We start from the raw sequence: 24,628 nt of genomic DNA, 5'->3' as shown, positions 1-24,628 counted from the left end.
ATGTATCGGCTGATATACCGCGATCGGGAGCAAGCCCCCTCCCACAGGTTGAATTGCATTCAGTCATTTTTATTGGGGAAGCGGCGCAGATCGAGCGTCATCGGCAGTTCATCGTTGAGCACCACCGTGGGCACGGTGAGCTTCCCAGGGCTGTGCCCCAGACGGAAAAACCGCGCCATGCGCCGGCTCTCGGCCTCATTGGCATTCACCGGCAGGCTGTCGTAGTTGCGCCCGCCTGGATGGGCGACGTGGTACTGGCAACCGCCCAGCGAGCGTTGCATCCAGGTGTCGAGCAGGTCGAACACCAGCGGCGCGTGCACCGCGATAGTCGGGTGCAGGCAGTTGGCCGGTTGCCACGCGCGGTACCGCACGCCGGCGACGAACTCGCCAACGCGGCCGGTGGGCTGCAGCGGCACGGGAATGCCGTTGCAGGTCAGCAGGTAGCGCTGCGGCGCCAGGCCGGTCAGCTTCACTTGCAGGCGTTCCAGCGACGAGTCCACATAACGCACCGTGCCGCCCACCGCGCCCTCTTCGCCCAGCACATGCCAGGGCTCCAGGGCCTGGCGCAACTCCAGCTCGATGCCGCTGACGGCGTAGTCGCCGACTTTGGGGAAACGGAACTCCAGGTGCGCGGCAAACCACTCGGCGCGCAGCGGGTAGCCGGCCGTGTTGAGCTCGTCGATCACGTCGGCAAAATCCTGCGCGATAAAATGCGGCAACAGGAAGCGGTCATGCAGCTCGGTGCCCCAGCGCGCCAGTTTCGCCGGCGCGTAAGGCTCACGCCAGAAACGCGCGACCAGGGCGCGCAGCAGCAATTGCTGGGTCAGGCTCATGCGCGCATGGGGCGGCATCTCGAACGCGCGCAGCTCCAGCAGGCCCAAGCGTCCGGTGGCGCCGTCCGGTGAGTAAAGTTTGTCGATGCAGAATTCGGCGCGGTGGGTGTTGCCCGTCACGTCGATCAGCAGGTTGCGCAGCAGACGGTCGACCAGCCACGGCGGGCATTCTTCGCCCGGTTCGGGCATTTGCGCAAAGGCGATTTCCAGCTCATACAACGCGTCGTTGCGCGCTTCGTCCACCCGTGGCGCCTGGGAGGTCGGGCCGATGAACAGCCCGGAAAACAGGTACGACAACGACGGGTGATTGTGCCAATAGCTGATCAGGCTGCGCAGCAGGTCGGGCCGGCGCAGGAATGGCGAGTCCTTGGGTGTCGCGCCGCCGAGCACGAAGTGGTTGCCGCCACCGGTGCCGGTGTGGCGCCCGTCGATCATGAACTTTTCCGTGGTCAGGCGGGTTTGCCGTGCCTCTTCGTAGAGAAATTCGGTGCGCTCCACCAACTCGTTCCAGGTGGCGGACGGCTGTACGTTGACCTCGATCACCCCTGGATCGGGGGTGACGCGGAAGTTGCTCAGGCGCGTATCGGCCGGCGGCTCGTAACCTTCGAGCAGCACCGGGCACTGCAACTCCTCGGCGGTGGCTTCGATGGCGGCCACCAGTTCCAGGTAATCCTCGAGCCGTTCCAGCGGCGGCATGAACAGGTACAGCCGCCCTTCCCGGGCTTCGGCGCACAGCGCGGTGCGGGTCAGCCAGTCGGCGGACTCGTCCACCTCGGGCACGCGCTCATCGCTTGGCGCGGGTTCGCCGTGATGGTGCAGTTGGGTGGTGGTGGGTAACGCCGGCAGATCCTGATTGGGGTCTGTGGGGTGCACGAACGGGTACTCGGCTGCCGTCACCCAGGGTTGCGAGGCCAGCGGCAGGCGGTAACCCAATGGCGAATCACCCGGCACCAGGCGGCAGTGGTTGTCGCGCAGGTACCAGCGCCCGCTCTGCCAGCGATCATTGGCGGCGGTGCGCGCCAGCGGCAGCACCTGGCCGATGACTTTATCCAGGCCCTGGGCGAACACTTTGCGCAGGCGTTCGCGTTCCAGTTCATCGCTCAAGCGCGGGTCCTGGGCGGTGACGTTCTGCGGCAACGCCCCTTCACGCCACAGGTAGTAGAAGTTGTCTTCGAAGGCCGGGAACACGAAGCGCGCCGGCAATTTCAGACGTTCGGCCACACTGGCCAGAAAGCGCCCGGCCAGCTCGCCGTCGGCGCCATAGTCCTGCTGCTCATCGGCGATCAGCGCGCTGTTGTGCCAGATCGGCACGCCATCGCGGCGCCAGTAGGCATTGAGCGACCAGCGCGGCAATTGCTCGCCGGGGTACCACTTGCCCTGACCGAAGTGCACCAGGCCCTGCGGCGCATAGTGCTGGCGCATGCGCTGGAACAGTTCGGCGGACAGGCGCCGTTTGTCCGGGCCCAGGGCGGCGGTGTTCCACTCGGCGCCGTCGGGGTCGTCGATGGACACGAAGGTCGGCTCACCGCCCATGGTCAGGCGCACGTCGTGCTTGAGCAGGTCGCTATCGATCTGTTGGCCCAGGGCCTGGATCTCCTGCCACTGTGCTTCGGTGTAGGGTTTGGTCACCCGTGGGGCTTCCCAGATCCGCTCTACCGACATCTCGTGGGTGAATTCGCAGCCGCACGGTTCCACCAGGCCACTGATCGGCGCGGCGGACGATGGATCGGGACTGCAGGCCAAGGGGATGTGGCCTTCACCGGCGAACAGGCCGGACGTCGCATCCAGACCGATCCAGCCGGCGCCGGGCAGATACACCTCGCACCAGGCGTGCAGGTCGGTGAAGTCCACCTCGGTGCCGGACGGGCCGTCGAGGGCCTTGACGTCCGCGGTGAGCTGGATCAGGTAGCCGGACACGAAGCGCGCGGCCAGCCCGAGGTTGCGCAGCAACTGCACCAGCAGCCAGGCCGAATCGCGGCAGGAGCCGGAGGCGTTCTGCAGGGTGAATTCCGGGGTCTGCACCCCCGGTTCCATGCGGATCAGGTAACCGATATCGGCGGCCAGACGCTGGTTGAGGCCCACCAGAAAATCCACCGCTGGCAAGGGCGTGCGGTCGATACCGGCCAGGTAGGCGGCAAACGTTGGCGTCAGCGGTAGGGTTTCCAGGTACGGCGCCAGCTCGCGCTGCTCATCGGCGGCGTAGCTGAAGGGGATGTTCTCGGCGTAGGGCTCAAGGAAAAAGTCGAACGGATTGAACACCGCAATCTCGGCGACCAGGTCGACCTCGATGCGCAGCTCGGCGGTCTTTTCCGGAAACACCAGGCGCGCCAGGTAATTGCCCTGGGGGTCCTGCTGCCAATTGATGAAGTGCTGCTCGGGCTGCACGTTGAGCGCGTAAGACAGAATCCGCGTGCGGCTGTGGGGCGTGGGGCGCAAACGCACGATCTGCGGGCCGAGTTCGACAGCGCGGTCGTAGCGGTAATGCGTAACGTGGTGCAACGCGACATGAATCGACACGGCGGCCTCCTGCGAGCCAAAGCATGGGAACAACGCGCGCAAGACTTATGCCAGCGCGGCGGTCATTGCGCTTTCTCAATGGACCCGGTGCAGTACAGCACCAAAACGGCGCCAACGGGTGGGTAGTGGTGCGAGCGTTGCACGTATTTGTGGCGCCCGTGTGGCGATCAGTGGCGAATCTACCCAACTAGCGAGCTTTGCGGGTGGCGATGATGGCTTGCCGCAGCCGCCGTACTTCGACCAGTTTGCGGCGCATTACACGGTGACGCTTGCTGTTGAGCAGCAGCAATCCCAGCAGGGGAAACAGCAGGCTCAAGCCAAACGAAAGCCAATGTGGACCGCAAGCGATCGTGGGCAGCACCGCCAACATGCAGAGTACCAGCAGCGTCGCCAGCGGCCGTACCCACTGCGGCCGACCGCGCGCGATCATGAAGTTGCACTGCACCACACCCCACGTCAGCGCCAGGCCGCCGAAGAAGGAATACTGGAGATTGTCCTCCAGCGGCAGGCGCGGGAAATAGCTGTCGACCACCAGCGGGACCGCGAACAAGGGGGTTGCCCATGGGGTGATCTTCCTTCAAATGGGCGATTCGTTGCACGCGCTGCACATACTTATGGCGCGCGTGCGAGGCTGGGGGGGTGAATCTACCCATTCAGCGAGCTTTGTGCTTGGCGCTCTTGGCTTCACGCAGGTGACGGATTTCCCGTAGCTGACGGCGCATTGCCCGATGACGCTTACTGTTGAGCAACAGCAGTCCCAGCATTGGAAACAGCAACCCAATGACATAGGCAGCCATATGGGGCCGATAGCCATAGGTTGGTAATACGATCAAAAAACACACCGCGTAGAAGGCGACGATGGCCCAAACGCCCCAGGCTCTCCCCCGAATCATGAAGAAGTGACTGACCGCCAAGAGCAGCCCCAAGACTACCGCCGCCACAAAGGAGTAACGCGCTCGCTCTGGTTCACCCCGGAAAAAGGTACTGGATGCCAATGAAATGGCAGCGGACAGGGAAAAACAGGCAAGGAAAAATGCACAAATAAACGCAGGGAAGTAGTCAGCCAAAAAAGCTTTTAACGAGACTTGGCGCACCATCACTCAAGCTCCTCGTACAACCCTACTGCGATGGTTCGAATGTTGCCGGACACTGCACTGCCGGTGAAACCAATAGCGGCACCGAGGGAGTCCCTGATCTGCGTAATAGTCGCGTGATTGATCTCGGTCGCCGAATAGCGCTTCACCAACTCACCGGAGCGCTGGCGCAACTTCAGCAGCTTATTGCTCAGGCTTGGGTCTTTCAGGCTTAGCAACTCTTTGGTGAGCGCCTTACGTTGCTGGCGGGTCAAACCCTTGGACAGCTCATACCAGCTTCTACCGGTCGTTGCTTTTCGAGCCTGCAACAGTCGAACAGTCGTCAGGGTAGAGGCGCCGGCGCCCAACAGCGAGGCCGCGTCCAATACCGGCATCGCATAGCGATACCATTCCTCGTTGTCCATATCGTCGTTGGCGGTCGGGTCGTTGAGTTCGTTGAACGTTCTCATGCCTCCAACCACGCACTGCGCGGTACTGGCCGCGGCAGCGGTGGCGCCCAGGCCCGCCACCACCAAGCTCGCGCCACCCGTGAACGGTACGGCGACAGTGCCGCTGAACACCACAATCCAACCCAGAATCGCGCCGGCACATGACAATGTCGTATTGACGGCCTCCCCCACGAGTCGAGACTCACGCGGATTGTTGGTTACCTGATCGGCAAACTGCGCGGGGGCTATGTACTTCTGCGCCTCACGCAAAATGATGCGCTTGGGCTTGATGCTGCAGATGGGCTTGAATTCGCGCAGCGTCACGACATTAAAATCAGCGTCGATGTACACGACACCCGTGCCGACGATGCCGGGGTCGCCATCGATGGCCGCAAACAGGCGGGGCAGATTGAGTTGGCTTTCGATGCGCTGGCGGGCCAGGAACTGGGAGCGGTTGAAGTCCATGCCGATGCCGGCCAGGGGGTTGCCCATGGGGGTGCTCTTCCTTGAAGGGGGGTGACTGAACTGACGCTATCGGGAGCAAGCCCCCTCCCACAGTCTGAACGGTGAATACATTCAAACGGTGGGAGGGGCTCGCTCCCGATAGCGATCCAATGCCCACCACCTTATCAAACGGTCTACACATCGCCTAGAAAGCAAAACGCCAGCCCTTAAGGCTGGCGTTTTGTATTTCAGGCTGCGATCAACGCGGCACTACCGGCTTGCGCGTTGGCTTGCCGCCTTTGCCCTTCGCCGCATCCGTGCGTTCCTTGGCCGCCTGTTTGTTGCGCGCTTGCGCGGCAGCCTTGGCCTGTTCGCGCTTGTCCCAGGGGTTGCTGCCGTCGCTGCCACGCGGCGGCAGGCCGGTGTGCTGGGTAAGGATTTTGGTAGTGGTTTCCTTGGCAACCTTGTGGCTGCCGGCCGGCGTCGAGTTCTTGCGCCGGGCGCTCTGGTAGCTGTCGGTGCTCGGCTGGTGCAACGGAATCAATTGTTCCTTGCCCGGCCCGATCAGGTCGGCGCGGCCCATGCGGGTCAAGGCTTCACGCAGCATCGGCCAGCCCTTCGGGTCGTGGTAGCGCAGGAAGGCCTTGTGCAGACGGCGTTGCTCTTCGCTCTTGACGATGGTCACCGCGTCGCTCTTGTAGGTGACCTTGCGCAGCGGGTTCTTGCCCGAGTGGTACATCGCGGTGGCGGTGGCCATCGGCGAGGGGTAGAACGCCTGCACCTGGTCGGCACGGAAGCCGTTGCCCTTGAGCCACAGGGCGAGGTTCATCATGTCTTCATCGGTGGTGCCGGGGTGGGCGGCGATGAAGTACGGGATCAGGTACTGCTCCTTGCCCGCTTCCTTGGTGTACTTCTCGAACATGCGCTTGAACTTGTCATAGCTGCCGATGCCCGGTTTCATCATCTGGTTGAGCGGACCTTCCTCGGTGTGTTCCGGGGCGATCTTGAGGTAGCCACCGACGTGGTGGGTGACCAGCTCTTTCACGTATTCCGGCGACTCGACGGCCAGGTCGTAGCGCAGGCCGGAAGCGATCAGGATCTTTTTCACACCCGGCAACGCACGGGCGCTGCGGTACAGCTGGATCAAGGAGGAGTGGTCGGTGTTCAGGTTCGGGCAGATACCGGGAAACACGCAGGACGGCTTGCGGCACGCGGATTCGATCTCCGGGCTCTTGCAGGCGATGCGGTACATGTTCGCGGTGGGGCCGCCGAGGTCGGAGATCACGCCGGTAAAGCCCGGCACTTTGTCGCGGATCTCTTCGATCTCGCGAATGATCGACTCTTCGGAGCGGTTCTGGATGATGCGGCCTTCGTGCTCGGTGATCGAGCAGAAGGTACAGCCACCGAAGCAGCCGCGCATGATGTTCACCGAGAAGCGGATCATGTCGTAGGCCGGGATCTTTTCCTTGCCGTACGCCGGGTGCGGCACGCGCGCGTAAGGCATGCCGAACACGTAGTCCATTTCTTCGGTGGTCATCGGGATGGGCGGCGGGTTGAACCACACGTCCACTTCACCGTGCTTTTGCACCAGGGCGCGGGCGTTGCCTGGGTTGGTTTCCAGGTGCAGCACGCGGTTGGCGTGAGCGTAGAGCACCGCGTCGCCACGGACTTTTTCCACCGAGGGCAGGCGGATCACGGTCTTGTCGCGGGTCATGCGCGGGCTGGCCAGGATCTGTACGACCTTGGCCTCTTCCGGGTCTTCAACCGGCCCCTTTTCCTGCTCGATAGCGCAGGCCTGGGTGTCCTGGGTGTTGACGTACGGGTTGATGATCTTGTCGACCTTGCCCGGGCGATCGATACGCGTGGAGTCCACTTCGTACCAGCCCGCCGGGGTATCGCGGCGAATGAACGCGGTGCCGCGCACATCGGTGATGTCTTCGATCTTGTGGCCCCACGACAGGCGCTGAGCCACTTCGACGATGGCCCGCTCGGCGTTGCCATACAGCAGGATATCGGCGGCGGCGTCGATCAGGATCGAGTTGCGCACGCGGTCCTGCCAGTAGTCGTAGTGGGCGATGCGGCGCAGGGAGGCTTCGATGCCGCCGAGCACGATCGGTACGTGCTTGTAGGCTTCCTTGCAGCGCTGGCTGTACACCAGACTCGCACGGTCCGGGCGTTTGCCGGCCATCCCGCCGGGGGTGTAGGCGTCGTCGGAACGGATTTTCTTGTCGGCGGTGTAGCGGTTGATCATGGAGTCCATGTTGCCGGCCGCGACGCCGAAGAACAGGTTCGGCTCGCCGAGCTTCATGAAGTCGTCTTTGGACTGCCAGTTCGGCTGGGCAATGATCCCCACGCGAAAGCCCTGGGACTCCAGCAGCCGGCCAATGATCGCCATGCCGAAGGACGGGTGGTCCACGTACGCATCACCCGTGACGATGATGATGTCGCACGAATCCCAGCCAAGCTGATCCATCTCCTCCCTGCTCATCGGCAGGAATGGCGCTGGACCGAAACATTCGGCCCAGTACTTGGGATAGTCAAATAACGGCTTGGCTGTTTGCATGACGATAACCGGTGTTGAGATGAAAAATCGCGGGCGCGGAATATAGCACAAATTTTGACCAATTCCGACGGCAGTGGTCGGCTTTTCCATGAACACCCAACTGGGGCTAACGGGCTAGGGCCCCGTCAAAAAAATCATGGATAGCCTGAAAGCGACCAACCACAGCCCATGAGGGCTCGATCCATGCCCCAACACGTTTCGGCAATGCACACACCCGCCTCGCCCCTGACGCCCCACCTGGACTTCATCAAGAATCAGTTGCCCTCCTGGCTGAGCGAAGCGCCGGAGCAGTTGCGCCGGAGTTTTCGCAGCAGCCTGATCAGCAGCAACCAGGCCAGGCACGACCTTGACGCCCTGCTCGATGCAATACAAAGCCCGGAAGCGTTTGCACGCAAGTTGTTGCGCGAGAAAATCCGATCCTGGTTCTTTGGCCTCGTTACGAACGAAGACGCCGTCCTGTCCCGCGAGTGGAAGAATCATCACCTGCTGGGTCTGATCAAGAACCACGCAAAAACCACCCGGCAGACACTCCTGGAGGCTGCACTGCAGAACTTCGAAGCCTCGGAGGCAGAGGCGGGAGGCATGGAAATCGGCACGGCGATTTTCAATCCGACTGACTCGGGAGAGGTGCCGAGTGCGGTTTGCGCGACCGCGTTCGCACGCTTTTGTCGCAAGCTGGATATCGGCGGCCAGTATCTAAAACACATCAGCGATGTCCTTGAGCCTGCGTCTGCCGACAAGGTCCGGGGGCTATTCAGGGCCCAGGCGCGGCATGCCTTCGGTGTTGCACTGCACAGCAGCAACATGCGCCAGAAGATAATGGCTCGCCAGCATTTGCAATTGCAGGTCCTCCAGGAAGCGGGAAAACACCTGGAGATAACCTGCAACCACCTGACCCTCAATGAGGTGGTACTGCCCAGTGTTTTGGTGATCAAGGCCGAGAGCATCGGTATCCCATTCCTGCTCTACACCCCCGAGGACCCGCACGCAGCGCTGCGTCAACACGCCTCCCTGGCTGAGCTTGTGGCAGAGCTGGCGACGCGCCTGCTTAAACCGGATTACCAGGCCTTCTTCAAACACTTGGTGCCGTTGCAGCATCAAGGCAATCTGCTGGAAGTGACTGCGGCCCGCCTTCGCCATCCCGAGGCGCCAGCCCTGCAGAAAAAGCTGCCAGCCACACTCAAGGCGGCCATTAGCCTCACGGCAGTTGAAGGCGACCTTTTCAAAGCCATTGCCCGGCAGCGAATCGACCAGATCAAAAGCGATGCACGCATCGTGGCTGTGCCCACCGCCGACGTCGACCTGATCAGCCGGCAAAAACGTCTGCAGGGCTGGCTCGACCTGGGCAAGTCCGCGCTGTTTTTTGCAGCGTCTTTCATTCCCGTGGTGGGCGAAGTGTTGTTGGTCGTCACCGCTGCACAGGTGATCGGCACCGTGTATGAAGGGTTCGCGGCCTGGAGCCGCGGCGACAGCGATGAAGCCTTGAATGACTTGCTCGACCTGGTGGACAGCGCCGCTCTGGCGGTGGCCACGGCGGGCGCGGTGCGCACCGTCGGCTTCAGCACCCGGCTGGTCAAGGTCAAGGTGCGCAACAAAGGCTGGCGTTTGTGGAACACCGACCTCAAACCCTACCGCCATCACGAAGCATTGCCCAGCCATGTGGTGGCCGATAAACAGGGAATTTACAAGGATGGGCAGCAGCACTACCTGAAACTGGACGATCACGCCCATGCCATACAACGCGCCGCCGATGGTCAGCAATGGGAGCTTTCACACCCCACCGATCCGGATGCCTACCAACCCGCTCTCCTGAGCAATGGAGCCGGCGGTTGGCGCCACGCCCATGAAACGCCACACGACTGGGACGAGCTTAAACTGATCAAGCGCCTGGGGCCTGACGCCGCAACTATCACCCTGCCCAAGGTTGAGCCCATCCTCCTGCTCAGCGGCCTGGACAAGACCCAGCTGCGTGAAGTCCACCAGGATATGCAGCGCCCGCCGCCCCTGCTGCTCGATACGGTCAGGGACTTCAACCTGGACCAGGAGCTGACCGACTTCAACCTGGAGCGCGCCGAAGGCACAGCGGTGACGCCCTGTTCACCACAAATTCAATTCCACCTGCTTACATCGCTGCCTGAATGGCCAGCCAACCATGTGCTGAAAATTGTCGGCGAACAACAACAGGTCGTGATGAGCCACGGCACCGGAACAGTCGAAATAAAAATCAGCGAAGCGCGCTTCAGAAAGGGCGAGCTGCTGCATGCGCTGGAAGAGCAGATGCCACAGCTCGAATTCAACAAGCTGCTACCCAGGTTCTATGTCGATTATTTAACCAAAATCGAAAATCTGGCAGTACGGCTGGCGGATGACGTTCCGCGTAAAAAGCAGCGACTGCTTTCCTTGCTCGACGAGTCCGGTGAAACAGCGGTCACGACGATGGAAAAACGCTTGCCGCCGCCCCTGCAAATGGAGGTAAAGGCCACCAGTGACGCTGCGCAGGCTGCCCGTTTGCAGGCCGGTATTTTTCTCGAGGCCAGGCGCAGCCCCGAGAGCGTGCCATTGGTTCTCTATGCCCTGGAGCAAACGCCCGGCTGGCCGAAGGCACGAAAAATCAGCGTACACGACGCCAGTCCCGACGGCCCGTTGCTGGGCAGCATCGGCGATCCAGATAGCATCACCAGCCACGTACTGGTTCGTGAAGGTGAGCTGTACGCAGAACAACCTGCTGCACCGACCGACCTGCTTGGCGCTATCGAGGGCACGCTCACCGACTCCGAACGCACTGCGCTCTTGACCCGGGCAAACGCCACTTCCTTCGAAGCCGCGCTGCACAAGACCGGCGCGTCGCTGATCGCCGAGCCTGCCGCGGCCTATCGGGGCCAAATGCTCTTGAGGCACGCGCCAACAGAGCCAGGGTTGCCACTTGATCCATCATTTGCACAAACAAGCCCCCCGACCGGGCTGACGTTGCGCGCGGACGGCCTTCATCAAAGCCGTCCCGCTTCAGACGGCAGTTATCGCTACTACCTTCAGGACCAGCAAAGGTATTACGAAGTCAAAGCTGACCCGCAGGGATGGCGACTGATCGATGCCCGCAATCGTTTCCGCGCCTATCAGCCCTACGTTCGTCAAAAAACCGGGGGAGGCTGGGAAACTGATCAAGCCACTGGGTCACTGCTCGGCGGCGGAACATCACCTGCACCGTCACTTCAAGGCATGGAGTCCAGCGACGAGTTTGAGTCGACGCAGTCTTCCAGCGATTACGGATCAGCCGAAGGGGACAGCGTGCAGCCGGCTTACACCGCACAGGAACTGACCAGCATGCGTAGCGAACGGGGCTATCAGCACAGCTGGAACTACCGGTGCATCTACGACCGAGCCAACAACGGTCGATATCCGTTACGTGACCAGACAGGTCAGCCCATGCGGATCCGGCATCTGCAAATCCAGGGGAAGTCGTTAACGTCCGACGTGGTATACGCAAGCGCGTCGATCCGGCCTTACATCCAGTGGGAAGGTTATGAAAACGTCGCGCGCCTTTACGAGGACAAGCTCGAAGTAACGCCTTTCACAGCGGCGCATCAGAAGTTTGCGCAGGAATCTGCGCTGATCGGGCAGGCCACCGTCATTACCCGCAAACCGCTCAGGAAAGGCGAAGCCTTGGGCGTGTATGGCGGGGAAGTGCTGCCTTTGTACGTTGCACACGCTCGGCATGACCCGTATCTGATGGCCATTAAAGAAGTCCGGCCCGCCTCCCCTTACGCCGTCAACACTCAACCGATCCTGTCGGGCGACAACGCGTTGTCGAGGATAAACACGATTTTCGAATACGAGGCAGGCCATCCGGTGCGGCAGGCCAGTACGGGCTACAACGTTGAAGCCGCGCACTTTCGGGTGAATACCCAGGTCGGCGATGCGCCACAGGAACAAATGATTCTGACCGGCATGTTTGCCAGCGAGGATGTCCCCGCAGGCGCCGAACTACGCTGGAACTATCAATACAGTGAAGCCACCGTCAGGCAACTGTTCCCATTGCCGCCCGGGTGACTACTCGTCGTCGAAGTTGTAACTGCCAGGCGCAAGGTTTTCGAAGCGCGTGTATTTACCGATAAAGGCCAGCCGCGTCGTACCGATAGGGCCGTTACGCTGCTTGCCGATGATGATTTCGGCGATGCCCTTGTGTTCGGTTTCCGGGTGATACACCTCATCGCGGTAGACGAACATGATCACGTCGGCATCCTGCTCGATCGCTCCGGATTCACGCAGGTCGGAGTTGATCGGGCGTTTGTTCGGACGTTGTTCCAGGGAGCGGTTGAGCTGGGACAGCGCCACCACCGGGCAATTGAATTCCTTGGCCAGGGCTTTCAGGGAGCGGGAAATCTCGGAGATCTCGTTGGTACGGTTGTCGCCGCCGGAGCCCGGGATCTGCATGAGCTGCAGGTAGTCGATCATGATCAGCGCCACGTCGCCGTGCTCACGCACCAGGCGTCGGGTGCGCGCACGCATTTCCGAGGGGCTGATGCCGGCGGTGTCATCGATGAACAGTTTGCGGTCATTGAGCAGGTTGACCGCCGACGTCAGGCGCGGCCAGTCGTCGTCTTCCAGGCGGCCGGCACGCACCTTGGTCTGGTCGATACGACCGAGGGACGAGAGCATCCGCATGATCAGCGATTCGCCTGGCATCTCCAGGGAGTACACCAGCACGCTCTTGTCACTGCGCAGCACGGCGTTTTCCACCAGGTTCATGGCGAAGGTGGTCTTACCCATGGACGGACGGCCGGCCACGATGATCAAGTCCGCCGGCTGCAGGCCGCTGGTCATGCCGTCAAGGTCGGTGTAGCCAGTGGAGAGGCCGGTGATGGCGTTGTCGGTGTTGAACAGGGTGTCGATACGGTCGATGGCCTTGGTCAGCAACTCGTTGACGCCCACCGGGCCGCCGGTCTTGGGGCGCGCTTCGGCGATCTGGAAGATCTGCCGTTCGGCCTCGTCGAGGATTTCTTCGGCGGTGCGGCCTTCGGGGTTGAAGGCGCTGTCGGCGATCTCGGTGGCGATGCCGATCAACTGGCGCAAGGTGGCCCGGGCGCGAACGATCTGCGCATAGGCCTTGATGTTGGCGACGGACGGCGTGTTTTTCGCCAGCTCACCGAGGTAGCCCAGGCCGCCGACCTGGGAGGTCTGGCCCTCCTTGTCGAGTTGCTCGGCCAGGGTCACCACGTCGATCGGTGAGTTCAGGTCGGCCAGCTTGGCGATGGCACGGAAGATCAGGCGGTGGTCATGCCGATAGAAATCGCCGTCCGAGACTTGATCCAGCACGCGTTCCCAGGCGTTGTTGTCCAGCATCAGGCCACCGAGCACGGCCTGTTCGGCCTCGATGGAATGCGGCGGCACCTTCAGGGCAGCGGTTTGCAGATCGTATTGCTCGGGAGCTGAAATATCGTTCATGGCCACTTGGAATTTGGGAAGTGTAGAAAAACAAAAGGCACGACCTGTAAACAGGATCGTGCCCGATGTTAACCGGCTGGCACGCGAGGTGCCACCCAGTTAGGTGCTGCTTAAGCTGCTACCACGACAACGCGTACGGTGGCTTCAACTTCGGCGTGCAGGTGCACGGCTACGTCGAATTCGCCTACGTTGCGGATGGTGCCGTTCGGCAGACGAACTTCGCTCTTCTGCACTTCAACGCCGGAGGCGGTCAGTGCATCAGCGATGTCGTGGGTGCCGATCGAACCGAACAGCTTGCCTTCGTCACCGGCAGTGGCAGTGATAGTCACTTCCAGCTCAGCCAGTTGGGCAGCGCGAGTTTCGGCCGACGCTTTTTTGTCTGCTGCGGCTTTTTCCAGCTCAGCGCGACGCTCTTCAAACGCAGCCAGGTTGGCAGCGGTTGCAGCGGTGGCTTTGCCGTATGGCAGCAGGTAGTTACGACCGTAACCGGCCTTAACATTTACTTTGTCGCCCAGGTTGCCCAGGTTGGCGACTTTTTCCAGAAGGATCAGTTGCATGTGAAAATCCTCTAACTTTTAACCTTCACCGTTCGCGTTGTCGGCGTCTTTCGGCGCCAGACGACCGCGAAAATCAATCAGGCCGTCGACAATGGCCAAAACCACGAGTAACGGATAAATCAGCTGCATGAACAGCACCAGCGTCACGTACAACCCCGCCAGCCAGAACCTGGCCAGGCGCTTCTGCGCCACCAGCCCATGAATCAGAGCCAGCCCGGAAAACACCAGCGGTACGCTGCAAAACAGCAACAACAGGGCGGCCTGTGGACCGAAGTTCGGTCCGACCACCATGCATGCCAGCAGCAACATCGCCGGGCCCGCAGGGATTCTGATGCTGCGAAACTCGCGACCAAAACCACCCGGGTTGTACAACAACGCCTGCCAATAACGCCCAAGCATCAGGCTCAGCAGGCTGACGACCTGCAACACCACCGCCATCAGGCCGATCAGGGCCGGTGCTATCAATGCTGCGAGACGCGCTCGCTCGTCTACCGACAATTGCTGGTAGAGCTCCCCGAGAGCCGACGGCAGGACCTTGACGATCTCTTGCGCCAGCGCCTCGATTTGCGGGTGGAAAGCCGCGCCGAGCAACACTGAATACACCAACCCCACTGCCACGCTGACCAGCAGCGTGCGGACCCAGGACTCACTTGCGCGCAAAACCAACGCAAGGCTCGACGAACCCAACAGCACCATAAGCACCTTGGGTTCGCCCAATTGCAGCCACCAGACAAGGCCGGCCAACAATCCCAGGGCCAGGACGCCAATGGCATCCTGTAAACCGCGCCGCAGGAGCACAAGGCATCCGGCGGCAGCACCCAACCAATACAACAACGGCAATGCCGCACAGCCGGCCACTACCAGAGTGGCCTGCATACGACCGCGCATGATGAACTCAGCTAAGGCGCGCATGCATTTAATCCCTTACTACTTGTCGACTGCCCGGTCTCAGCGGCCGTGGCTGTCGGTGTAGGCCAGCAGGGCCAGGAAGCGGGCGCGCTTGATAGCGGTGGCCAGCTGACGCTGATAACGTGCTTTGGTACCGGTGATACGGCTTGGAACGATTTTGCCGGTCTCGGATACGTAGGCTTTCAGAGTGTTGAGATCTTTGTAATCGATCTCTTTCACGTCTTCAGCGGTGAAGCGGCAGAATTTACGACGACGGAAGAAACGTGCCATTTGATAGGCTCCTTAAAAGGTCCGTGGATTACTCGTCAGCGTTATCGCTGTTGTCGCTGTCATCACTGTCAGCGCTATCAGCGCCTTCGTGCTCAGGACGGTCGCGACGCTCACGGCGCTCACTGCGGTTTTCTTCAGCCTTGAGCATCTCGGATTGGCCGGTAACGGCTTCTTCGCGACGGATGACCAGGTTACGGATCACTGCATCGTTGTAGCGGAAGTTGTCTTCCAGCTCGGCCAGGGCCTTGCCGGTGCATTCAACGTTCAGCATCACGTAGTGAGCCTTGTGAACATTGTTGATTGCATAGGCCAGTTGACGACGGCCCCAATCTTCCAGACGGTGGATTTTGCCGCCGTCTTCTTCGATCAGCTTGGTGTAACGCTCAACCATGCCGCCGACTTGCTCGCTTTGATCCGGGTGGACCAAAAAGATGATTTCGTAATGACGCATGAATGCTCCTTACGGGTTGTAGCCTGCCGCTCAAAAACGGTCAGACAAGGAGTGAATGACACTTATGGATCTTGCCGCAGGGGAGGCACATGCGTGCCTGCCGGGTGGGCAAGGGGCGCAATTGTAGAGAAGGGGAGGAACAGGCGCAAGGTGATTGGTGATTATTTGAACAATCTCCCAATCGCCGCAAAACAACTGTGGGAGGTGGCTTGCTCCCGATTGCGGTGGATCAGCAACATTATCTGTTACTGACTTACTGCTATCGGGAGCAAGCCCCCTCCCACATTTGCATCTATGCCAGGCCAAAAATTACTTTTTGGTCTTGGCCTTGGCGCCACGCTGACGCCGCGCTTCGAACAGGCATACACCGGTCGCGACCGACACATTGAGACTGCTGACACTACCGGCCATCGGCAGGTGCACCAGGTAATCGCAATGCTCACGCGTCAAGCGACGCATGCCTTTGCCTTCAGCGCCCATGATCAGGATGGTCGGGCCGGTGAGGTCCTGGTCATAGATACTGACCTCGGCCTCCCCCGCCGTGCCCACGACCCACAGGCCGCGCTGCTGGAGTTTTTCCAGGGTGCGCGCCAGGTTGGTCACGGCCACCAGCGGAATCACTTCCGCCGCGCCGCAGGCAACCTTGCGCACCACAGGCGTCAGGGTGGCCGACTTGTCCTTGGGCACAATCACCGCCAGGGCGCCGGCGGCATCTGCCGAGCGCAGACAGGCGCCGAGGTTGTGCGGGTCGGTCACGCCGTCCAGCACCAGCAGGAGCGGCGCACCTTCGGTACGGTCGAGCAGCTCGTCGAGCATGGCCTCGCCCCACACCTGGCTCGGGCTGACGTCAGCAACCACGCCCTGATGCACACCTTCGACCCACACATCCATTTCACGGCGCTCGGCCTGGCCGATGGCGACTTTATTCTGGGTCGCCAGCTCGACCAGCGCCTGCACGCGTGGCTCGCTGCGCCCTTCGGCCAGCCATACCTGCTTGACGCGCTTGGGATGGTGACGCAGCAGTGCTTCTACGGCGTGGACGCCGTAGATTTTTTCCAGACTCATGACTTGGCCTTAGGTTTGCGCGACCCGCTGCTTTTGGCAGGGGTCGAACCCGTCTTGGACGGGCCTTTACGGTGTTTACTGGTCTTGCTCGAGGTTTTTTCCGCCGCTTGGGACTTTCCCCCAGACGCCGCTTTACCACCGCTTTTGGCTTCGTTAAGCAACTGCTGCTTCAACTCGCGGCTCTTGCGCAGCTCGGCGTTTTTCGCCGCGGCATCGCTCGGGCGATAGGCTTCCGGGGCCTTATCCTTGGCAGAGGAACGACGGCCCGACTTGGCAGGCGCAGACTCTGTCGCCGCGGTTGTGGCAGCCGCTTTGCCTTTCGCGGTCGGCGCTGTGGTGTCGCTGCCGCGTTTTTTACGGCCGGTCGGCTCGGTCGGCTTGTCAGGCATGCCGAAGTCGATCTTGCGCTCATCGAGGTCGACGCGCATGACCTGCACTTCCACCGTGTCGCCCAAACGGAAGCTGCGACCGGTGCGCTCGCCCGCCAGGCGGTGATGCACAGGATCGAAGTGGTAATAGTCGCCCGGCAAGGCGGTGACGTGCACCAGGCCCTCGACGTAGATGTCGGTCAGCTCGACAAACAGGCCAAAGCCGGTCACGGCGGTGATCACACCCGGGAACGACTCGCCCACGCGGTCCTTCATGAACTCGCACTTGAGCCAGTTCACCACATCGCGTGTGGCCTCATCGGCGCGGCGCTCGCTCATGGAGCACTGCTCGCCGAGCTGTTCCAGGGCGGCTTCGTCGTACGGATAAATCCGCGCTTTCGGAATGCTCATGGCACCGGCGCGCTTGACGTGCGGGGTGTCCTGTCTGGAATGGATCACGCTGCGGATCGCCCGGTGCGTGAGCAGGTCCGGGTAACGGCGGATCGGCGACGTGAAGTGGGTGTACGCTTCGTAATTGAGGCCGAAGTGGCCCTGGTTATCGGCGCTGTACACCGCCTGGCTCAGGGAACGCAACATCACGGTCTGGATCACGTGGTAATCCGGACGGTCCTTGATGCTGGCCAACAGTGCCTGGTAGTCCTTCGGCGTCGGGCCGTCCTTGCCTTTGTGCAGAGACAGACCAAGCTCACCGAGGAACGCGCGCAGTTTTTCCAGACGTTCCGGCGGCGGGCCATCATGCACTCGGTACAGCGCAGGGATCTCGTGTTTTTTCAGGAATTCAGCGGTGGCCACGTTGGCCGCCAGCATGCATTCCTCGATGAGCTTGTGCGCATCGTTGCGGGTGGTCGGGGTGATTGCGGCGATCTTGCGCTCGGAACCGAAGACAATTCGGGTTTCCTGGGTTTCAAAATCGATCGCGCCACGCACATGACGAGCACCCAGCAATACCTTGTAGAGCGAGTAGAGCTGCTTGAGGTGCGGTACCACGCCAGCGTATTCGGTACGCAGGGCCTTGGCTTCGCTGGTTTTCGGTGTTTCCAGGATAGTGCTGACCTTGTTGTAGGTCAGGCGCGCCTGGGAGTGAATCACCGCCTCATAGAACTGGTAGTCGGTCATTTCACCGGTTTTCGAGATGGTCATCTCGCACACCATGGCCAAACGGTCGACTTTCGGATTCAGCGAGCACAGGCCGTTGGACAGCTGCTCAGGCAGCATCGGGATCACGCGCTCAGGGAAATACACGGAGTTGCCGCGCACCTGGGCTTCGTTATCCAGCGCAGAACCGATTTTCACGTAGCTGGACACGTCGGCAATCGCGACATACAGCTTCCAGCCGCCGGAGAACAAGCGCAATTTGCCAGGCTTGGCTTCGCAGTAGACCGCATCGTCGAAGTCGCGGGCGTCTTCGCCATCGATGGTGACGAACGGCAGATGGCGCAGGTCGATGCGCTTCTCTTTGTCCTTGTCTTCCACTTCCGGCTTGAGCTTGCGCGCTTCCTTGATGACCGCTTCGGGCCATACGTGAGGAATATCGTAGGTGCGCAGCGCAACGTCGATCTCCATGCCCGGCGCCATGTAGTTGCCGACCACTTCAACGATATCGCCCTGAGGCTGGAAGCGCGCCGTTGGCCAGTGGGTGATTTTCACCTCGACAAACTGGCCGACCTTGGCGGCGCCATTGCGGCCCGGGGTGATCAGCACTTCCTGCTGGACCTTGGGGTTATCCGGGACAACAAAGCCGATGCCGCCTTCTTCGAAGTAACGGCCGACGATGGACTCGTGGGCGCGGGACACCACTTCGACAATCACACCTTCGCGGCGACCGCGACGGTCCAGCCCGGAAACACGTGCCAGGGCACGGTCGCCATCGAACACCAGGCGCATTTGCGCCGGGCTCATGAACAGGTCATCGCTGCCGTCATCCGGGATCAGGAAGCCGAAGCCGTCACGGTGACCGGCAATGCGGCCCAGGATCAGGTCGAGTTTGTCCACGGGCGCGTAGGTGCCACGGCGGGTGTAGATCAACTGAGCGTCGCGTTCCATGGCACGCAGACGGCGGCGCAGGGCTTCGAGCTGGTCTTCGGTGGTCAGACCGAACTCTTCAACCAGTTGCTCGCGGCTAGCAGGCGAACCCCGATCGGCGAGGTGCGCCAGGATCAGTTCGCGGCTAGGAATAGGGTTTTCATATTTTTCCGCTTCACGAGCGGCCTCGGGATCGAGGGACTGCCAATCGGCCATTAGAGAGTTTTCACCTTGTCTATATAGGGGTTAGTTTGGCATACGCGTATTGAAACGGGAAATTTCAGGCGTCAACAAGCCCTTAAAAGGCCTTTTGTGCAATCGGTTGCACACCTTGCACGACCATTGGCGAAGTTTTCCAGAGTTTTTTGATAGCGGGGGTTTACAGCGTAAATTCGGCTCCGTATAGTGCGCGCCATCGACGACGGCAACGTGGTTGATGCTGCCCAGGTGGTGAAATTGGTAGACACGCCAGCTTCAGGTGCTGGTGATCGCAAGGTCGTGGAAGTTCGAGTCTTCTCCTGGGCACCAAAATTCAGATCAAACCCGCGAAAGCGGGTTTTTTCGTTTCAGGCCTTTGATTTTTAACGAAAAAATTGATTTATATTTTTCGAGCCAGGGGTTTACAGATTAAATAGCCCGCCGTATAGTTCGCCCCATCAACAGCGGCAACGTTGCTTGATAATGCCCAGGTGGTGAAATTGGTAGACACGCCAGCTTCAGGTGCTGGTGATCGCAAGGTCGTGGAAGTTCGAGTCTTCTCCTGGGCACCAAATTCAGATCAAACCCGCGAAAGCGGGTTTTTTCGTTTCCGGGGTTTGAAAACTTCCCGGCGATTCAGCCCTCGCCCGTACTTGAGAAGCTTTATCGTTTATCCTTGCAAAGATTTGTTGCATTCAAGCGAGGAAACCGTCGGATGACTATCCGCTCTACCCATCTCAAGACATCCCTTCTGCGTGGCCTGACGCTCACTCTACTCAGTCTGACCCTGCTCTCCCCTTCGGCTCACAGCGCCGACAAGGTCTCACTGACCCTCTACAACGGCCAACACAAAGAAGTCGGCGATGAACTCGCCAAGGCCTTCGAAGCCAAAACCGGCATTCACGTCAACGTGCGCAAAGGCAGCAGCAACCAGCTGGCCAGCCAGGTCGTCGAAGAAGGTGAGCGCTCCCCGGCCGACGTGATCTATACCGAAGAATCCCCCCCGCTCAATAAACTGGGCGAGCAAGGCCTGCTGGCCAACATCGACGCCAGCACCCTCAACGTACTGCCCAAGGACTACGTGGGCAGCAACGGCAACTGGATGGGCGTGACCGCCCGCACCCGCGTGGTGGCCTTCAACCCGAAACTGATTGCGGAAAAAGACCTGCCCAAATCGGTGCTGGATTTCGCCGGCCCCGAGTGGCAAGGCAAAGTCGGCTTCGTGCCTACCAGCGGCGCATTCCAGGAACAGGCCGTGGCAATCCTCAAGCTGCACGGGCGCGAGGCGGCTGAAGAATGGCTGACCGGCCTGCGCGCCTTTGGCAAGGTGTACAGCAACAATATGGTTGCGCTCAAAGCGGTGGAAAATGGCGAAGTCGCCACCGTGCTGGTGAACAACTACTACTGGTTTGCCTTGAAGAAAGAAAAAACCAACCTGGATTCGCAACTGCATTACTTCACCGACGGCGATGCCGGCGGCCTGATCACCGTGTCTTCGGCAGCCGCACTCAAATCCAGCAAACACCCGAAAGAAGCCCAGCAGTTGCTGGCATTCATGGCCAGCGAAGACGGCCAGCGTGTGATCACCAACACCTCAGCCGAATACCCGCTGCGCAAGGGGATGCAATCGAGCCGTGGCCTCAAGCCATTCTCTGAGCTGCAACCGCCGAAAGTCACGCCTGCCGACCTTGGCAATGCCGAGGAAGCCCTGGAGCTGGAACGCGAGGTTGGCTTGAACTGATGAGCCCATCGCTATCGGCGCCGGGGTTCATGCCCCGGCGCAAACGTCCGTCGATCTGGCTGCTGTTGCCCGTGTTGTTGCTGGTTGGCCTGAGCCTGCTGCCGCTGGTCTACGTTGGGCTCAAAGCCTGGCAGGCGGGCTGGGCGCAGGCCCTGCACCTGCTGTGGCGGCCTTACGTGTTCGGCCTGCTGCGCAATACTTTGGCGCTGATGGTCGGCGTTACCCTGGCGTGCGGCGTGATCGGCCTGTCCCTGGCCTGGCTGCTCGAACGCAGCAACCTGCCGGGACGGCGCATCTGGGGCGTGATCCTGTGCCTGCCGTTTGCAGTGCCGGCGTTTGTCAGCAGCTTTACCTGGGTGTCGCTGAGCGCCAATTTCGAAGGGCTCGGCGGGGCGATCCTGGTGATGACGCTGTCGAAATACCCGCTGGTGTTTCTGCCAGTGGCGGCAACCCTGCGCAACCTGGATCCGTCTCTTGAAGAGTCGGCGCGCACGCTGGGACACAATCGCTGGGGCGTGTTCGTGCGCGTCACCCTGCCCTTACTGTGGCCGTCCCTGCTGGCCGGCGCATTGCTGATCGCGCTGCATATGCTGGTGGAGTTCGGCGCCCTGTCGATCATCGGCCTGCAGACCTTCACCACGGCGATCTACCAGCAATTCGAACTGGAGTTCAGCAATGCCAATGCCGCGATGCTGTCGGCAGTGCTGCTGGTGATGTGCCTGACCCTGCTGTGGCTGGAGCTGCGTGTGCGCGGCAAGGGCCGACACGTGCGCATCGGCCAGGGCGCGGCGCGGCATGCCGGGCAGGTGAAGCTGGGCCAGTGGGCGCCGCTGGGCCAGCTGTATTGCCTGGCGCTGGCGGTGATCGGCAGCGGCATTCCGCTGGGCATGCTCGGGTATTGGCTGGCGGTGGGTTCGTCGGCAGCGTTCCCGCTGGCCGAGATTGGCGAGGCGCTGCTGTCGTCCCTGGCGCTCTCGCTGGGCGGCGCGGCGCTGTGCCTGCTACTGGCGGTGCCGGTGGGGCTGCTGGTGGTGCGCTACAAGGGCCGACTGGCGATCTGGGCCGAGCGTCTGCCCTATCTGCTGCACGCTCTGCCTGGGTTGGTCATCGCCCTGACGCTGGTGTATTTCGCACTGCATTATGTGCCAGTGCTGTATCAAACCTCGGCGCTGTTGCTGATCGCTTATGCGCTGCTGTTTTTACCGCTGGCCCAGGCGCCGATTCGTACGGCCCTGAACAAGGCTGCACCGCAGCTGGAAGAGGCGGCGCGCACCCTGGGCGCGTCGTCGTTCAGTGCGTTCTGCCGGGTGACCCTGCCGATTATTTTCCCGGCGCTGGGCGCAGCATTTGCGCTGGTATTTCTGGATGCGATGAAGGAATTGACGGCGACGTTGCTGCTCAGTCCGACCGGGCTGAATACCCTGGCGACTGCGGTGTGGGCGCATACCTCGAATATAGAATTTGCGGCGGCGGCGCCTTATGCGGCGTTGTTGATTCTGGTGTCGGGGTTGCCGGTGTATTGGCTGACGACTCGGATGTATCTGAGCCGCTGAAATCGCTATCGGGAGCAAGCCCCCTCTCACATTTGAAGGTCTTCACACATCAAAATGTGGGAGGGGCTTGCTCCCGATAGGGCCAGCACTAGGCCCGAAACTGTCCCAGGCTGGCCTTAAGCTGCGCCGCCAACCCATCCAGCACCTTGCCACTGGCCGTGGTCTCCACCACCGCCTGCGCCGCGCGCTCGGCCTGGGCATGGATCACCTCCACCCGCCCACGCACCGCATGCGCCCCCTGGGCCTGATGCTCGGCCGCGCGCGTCGCCAGGCCGATGGCCGCGTGCACCTGCTCCACCGAGGCCTGCACCGTCTGCTGCAAGCGCACACTGTCACGCAACACCAGCAAACCTTCGCTGGCCTGGTGCCCGGCCTTGCCGATGGTTTCCACCGCCTCGCGCGCGCCCTGCTGCAACGCGACGATATGCGCCTGGATGTCACCGGTTGAGCTTTGGGTCTTGCTGGCCAGCGCACGCACCTCGTCCGCCACTACCGCAAAGCCGCGTCCGGTCTCACCGGCACGCGCCGCCTCGATGGCCGCGTTGAGCGCCAGCAGGTTGGTCTGTTCGGCGATGCCATGAATCACGGTCAGCACCACTTCGATCTGCTCGCTTTGCTGCGCCAGCCGCTCGATGACCTGGGAACCGGCCTGCACCTGCCCCGCCAGCGCCTCGATCAAACTGCCGACTTCGGCCGAAGTGCGCGCGTTTTCATCGGTGGCCTGACGAATATCCACCACCTGCTGCAACGCCGCCTGCATCGCCTGGCTTTCGGCCTGGGCTTCATCAGCCATCTGCGAAAGCTCGCGCAGGCTCTCGGCCACCTCATCGCGCTGCAAGCCGGCCGCGGCATCGGCGCCGGCATTGCGCAGGGTCATGGCGCCGATTTCCACCCCGGTGCGCTGGGCCACATCGCCCGCTTCGCGCACGATAGGCTGCAACTTATCCACAAAGCGATTGACCGCCGAAGCCATGGCGCCGATTTCGTCCTTGCTGTTGATTTGCACGCGCCGGGTCAGGTCGCCGTCGCCCGCCGCCAAGTCATCCATGGCGGCAATCAACAGTTTCAGACGATTGACCACGCGCCGCCCCAGCACGATGGCGATCAGCAGCAACACCGCCAAACCCACGATGGCGAGCCCCATACCGATGCGCCAGCGCAGCGTGCCCGCCGCATCCTGCACAGCATCGGTGGTGTTGGCGGTCATCTGGTTGGCGGTGGCCTGGGCCGATTGCAGACGCGCGCCCATGGCGGACGCGCTGTCAGCGGCTGCGCCCTTGAGGCTGTCGCCCACCAGTTGATCGCCGCTGGCGATCAACGCGGCGAAGCGTTTGTCGAGGGCTTGCAGATTCGCCTCCACCGAGGCGGTCGAAACGCCCATGCGCACCTTGCCGATCTCGACCCCATTGGGGCTGATGGACGCTTCGACGTAGTACACGGCAGGATCGGACCTGGCCGCATCCAGCACTTTGTCGAGGGCGCGCTCACCGGCGCCCTTGGCCAGCAGCGCCTGGTTGATCGGGTTTTCACGATTGAGGTAGCGGGTCAGATGCTCACCGGTGGCGTCGTCGTAGACCACGAACAACACGTTGGGATTGCGCTGGGCGCGCCGGGCGAATTCGGACAACGTCGGCACATCGCTGTCCCACATGGCGCGCGGCGCCACCGAGGCCAGCAATTGCGCCATGTCGTTGGCGGAGTCTTGCAGGTCTTTTTCCAGGGTCGCACGCAGTTGCTTCTGCTCTTCCTGCAGGCGTGTTGAAAGCCCTGCAGTCAGACGCTGACGCGTGCTGGTGGACAAGCTCTCCAGACTCGACGTGACTTCCTTGCCAGCCTGGGCCAGTTCACCTGAGAGCTTCTGGCTGTCGATGCCCAGACGCGCGGCCAAATCTGCTTCCAACGCCGTGACCGTGCTCCGCGTCAGCGCGACGGCGACCAGCACTTGCACCAAAAGGGCGATACCCAGAGTAACGAACACCGGACGCAACAGACGACTTTGTAACACTGAGAGAACGGCAGACATCGGTAATCCCTCGACCACGGGTGCCATTAATTTGATAGCACCGCGAAAGAGAGAATAACAGCAAGTGTCGTGCCGTCTGGCAGACGCCCATGAAAAAGGGCTCCCGAAGGAGCCCTTTGCTTTTCACAT

At 61.4% G+C, this 24,628-nt stretch carries 16 protein-coding genes and 2 tRNA genes; 5 read left to right on the top strand and 13 right to left on the bottom strand.

Going from position 1 to position 24,628, the window contains the following annotated elements; all coding sequences use genetic code 11:
- Positions 1–59: 59 nt before the first annotated feature.
- From JOE32_RS19975 to JOE32_RS19955, 5 genes are all read right to left on the bottom strand, one after another.
- Complete coding sequence (locus JOE32_RS19975; RefSeq protein WP_209987934.1) at positions 60–3,350, bottom strand: transglutaminase family protein; 3,291 nt, start codon at positions 3,348–3,350, stop codon at positions 60–62.
- Positions 3,351–3,537: 187 nt separating this feature from the next.
- Positions 3,538–3,900 (bottom strand): hypothetical protein, encoded by a 363-nt coding sequence (locus tag JOE32_RS19970; RefSeq protein WP_245229078.1) that lies wholly within the window; start codon positions 3,898–3,900, stop codon positions 3,538–3,540.
- 103 nt (positions 3,901–4,003) lie between these two features.
- Positions 4,004–4,447, bottom strand: a complete 444-nt coding sequence (locus JOE32_RS19965; RefSeq protein WP_209987931.1) for a hypothetical protein — start codon at positions 4,445–4,447, stop codon at positions 4,004–4,006.
- Positions 4,447–5,364: an NAD synthetase gene (locus tag JOE32_RS19960; protein ID WP_209987928.1), complete on the bottom strand. Its 918-nt coding sequence runs from the start codon at positions 5,362–5,364 to the stop codon at positions 4,447–4,449. Before JOE32_RS19960 ends, JOE32_RS19965 begins: the two co-directional genes overlap by 1 nt.
- 211 nt (positions 5,365–5,575) lie before the next feature.
- The gene (locus JOE32_RS19955) at positions 5,576–7,879 is read right to left on the bottom strand and encodes a YgiQ family radical SAM protein (RefSeq protein ID WP_209987925.1); all 2,304 of its coding nucleotides are present in this window, start codon (positions 7,877–7,879) and stop codon (positions 5,576–5,578) included.
- 183 nt (positions 7,880–8,062) lie between these two features.
- Here JOE32_RS19955 and JOE32_RS19950 point away from each other — a divergent pair, with 183 nt between their 5' ends.
- Entirely contained in the window at positions 8,063–11,926 is a 3,864-nt protein-coding gene (locus JOE32_RS19950) for a DUF6543 domain-containing protein (protein ID WP_209987922.1), read from the top strand.
- Here JOE32_RS19950 and dnaB read toward each other — a convergent pair whose 3' ends face one another.
- The 7 genes from dnaB to rnr form a co-directional block, all read right to left on the bottom strand.
- On the bottom strand, positions 11,927–13,321 hold the full coding sequence (gene dnaB, locus JOE32_RS19945) for a replicative DNA helicase (RefSeq protein WP_003236220.1): 1,395 nt from the start codon (positions 13,319–13,321) through the stop codon (positions 11,927–11,929).
- A 110-nt stretch (positions 13,322–13,431) separates the two neighbouring features.
- Positions 13,432–13,878: a 50S ribosomal protein L9 gene (gene rplI, locus JOE32_RS19940; protein ID WP_003171376.1), complete on the bottom strand. Its 447-nt coding sequence runs from the start codon at positions 13,876–13,878 to the stop codon at positions 13,432–13,434.
- A gap of 18 nt (positions 13,879–13,896) precedes the next feature.
- Positions 13,897–14,790: a hypothetical protein gene (locus JOE32_RS19935; RefSeq protein ID WP_209987916.1), complete on the bottom strand. Its 894-nt coding sequence runs from the start codon at positions 14,788–14,790 to the stop codon at positions 13,897–13,899.
- A 36-nt stretch (positions 14,791–14,826) separates the two neighbouring features.
- The gene (gene rpsR / locus JOE32_RS19930) at positions 14,827–15,057 is read right to left on the bottom strand and encodes a 30S ribosomal protein S18 (RefSeq protein WP_002551829.1); all 231 of its coding nucleotides are present in this window, start codon (positions 15,055–15,057) and stop codon (positions 14,827–14,829) included.
- A gap of 28 nt (positions 15,058–15,085) precedes the next feature.
- On the bottom strand, positions 15,086–15,508 hold the full coding sequence (gene rpsF, locus JOE32_RS19925; protein ID WP_003236224.1) for a 30S ribosomal protein S6: 423 nt from the start codon (positions 15,506–15,508) through the stop codon (positions 15,086–15,088).
- 309 nt (positions 15,509–15,817) lie between these two features.
- Complete coding sequence (rlmB, locus tag JOE32_RS19920) at positions 15,818–16,573, bottom strand: 23S rRNA (guanosine(2251)-2'-O)-methyltransferase RlmB (RefSeq protein WP_012721924.1); 756 nt, start codon at positions 16,571–16,573, stop codon at positions 15,818–15,820.
- Positions 16,570–19,200, bottom strand: a complete 2,631-nt coding sequence (gene rnr / locus JOE32_RS19915) for a ribonuclease R (protein WP_209987912.1) — start codon at positions 19,198–19,200, stop codon at positions 16,570–16,572. Before rnr ends, rlmB begins: the two co-directional genes overlap by 4 nt.
- 225 nt (positions 19,201–19,425) lie before the next feature.
- Here rnr and JOE32_RS19910 point away from each other — a divergent pair.
- From JOE32_RS19910 to JOE32_RS19895, 4 genes are all read left to right on the top strand, one after another.
- Positions 19,426–19,512: transfer RNA gene (locus JOE32_RS19910), tRNA-Leu, on the top strand.
- A gap of 155 nt (positions 19,513–19,667) precedes the next feature.
- Positions 19,668–19,754, top strand: a tRNA-Leu gene (locus JOE32_RS19905).
- Positions 19,755–19,897: 143 nt separating this feature from the next.
- Positions 19,898–20,923 (top strand): extracellular solute-binding protein, encoded by a 1,026-nt coding sequence (locus tag JOE32_RS19900; protein WP_209987909.1) that lies wholly within the window; start codon positions 19,898–19,900, stop codon positions 20,921–20,923.
- Positions 20,923–22,476 (top strand): iron ABC transporter permease, encoded by a 1,554-nt coding sequence (locus JOE32_RS19895; protein WP_209987906.1) that lies wholly within the window; start codon positions 20,923–20,925, stop codon positions 22,474–22,476. The genes JOE32_RS19900 and JOE32_RS19895 overlap by 1 nt, the downstream gene beginning before the upstream one ends.
- An 88-nt stretch (positions 22,477–22,564) precedes the next feature.
- Here the strand turns inward: JOE32_RS19895 and JOE32_RS19890 are convergent, their stop codons facing one another.
- Positions 22,565–24,499, bottom strand: a complete 1,935-nt coding sequence (locus JOE32_RS19890; protein WP_209987902.1) for a methyl-accepting chemotaxis protein — start codon at positions 24,497–24,499, stop codon at positions 22,565–22,567.
- Positions 24,500–24,628 lie beyond the last annotated feature (129 nt).

The sequence above is a fragment of the Pseudomonas sp. PvP025 genome, from assembly GCF_017832155.1.
GTDB lineage: Bacteria > Pseudomonadota > Gammaproteobacteria > Pseudomonadales > Pseudomonadaceae > Aquipseudomonas.
The sequence above is the reverse complement of the archived record's forward strand: the minus strand, read 5'-3'. Positions and strand labels throughout refer to the sequence as shown.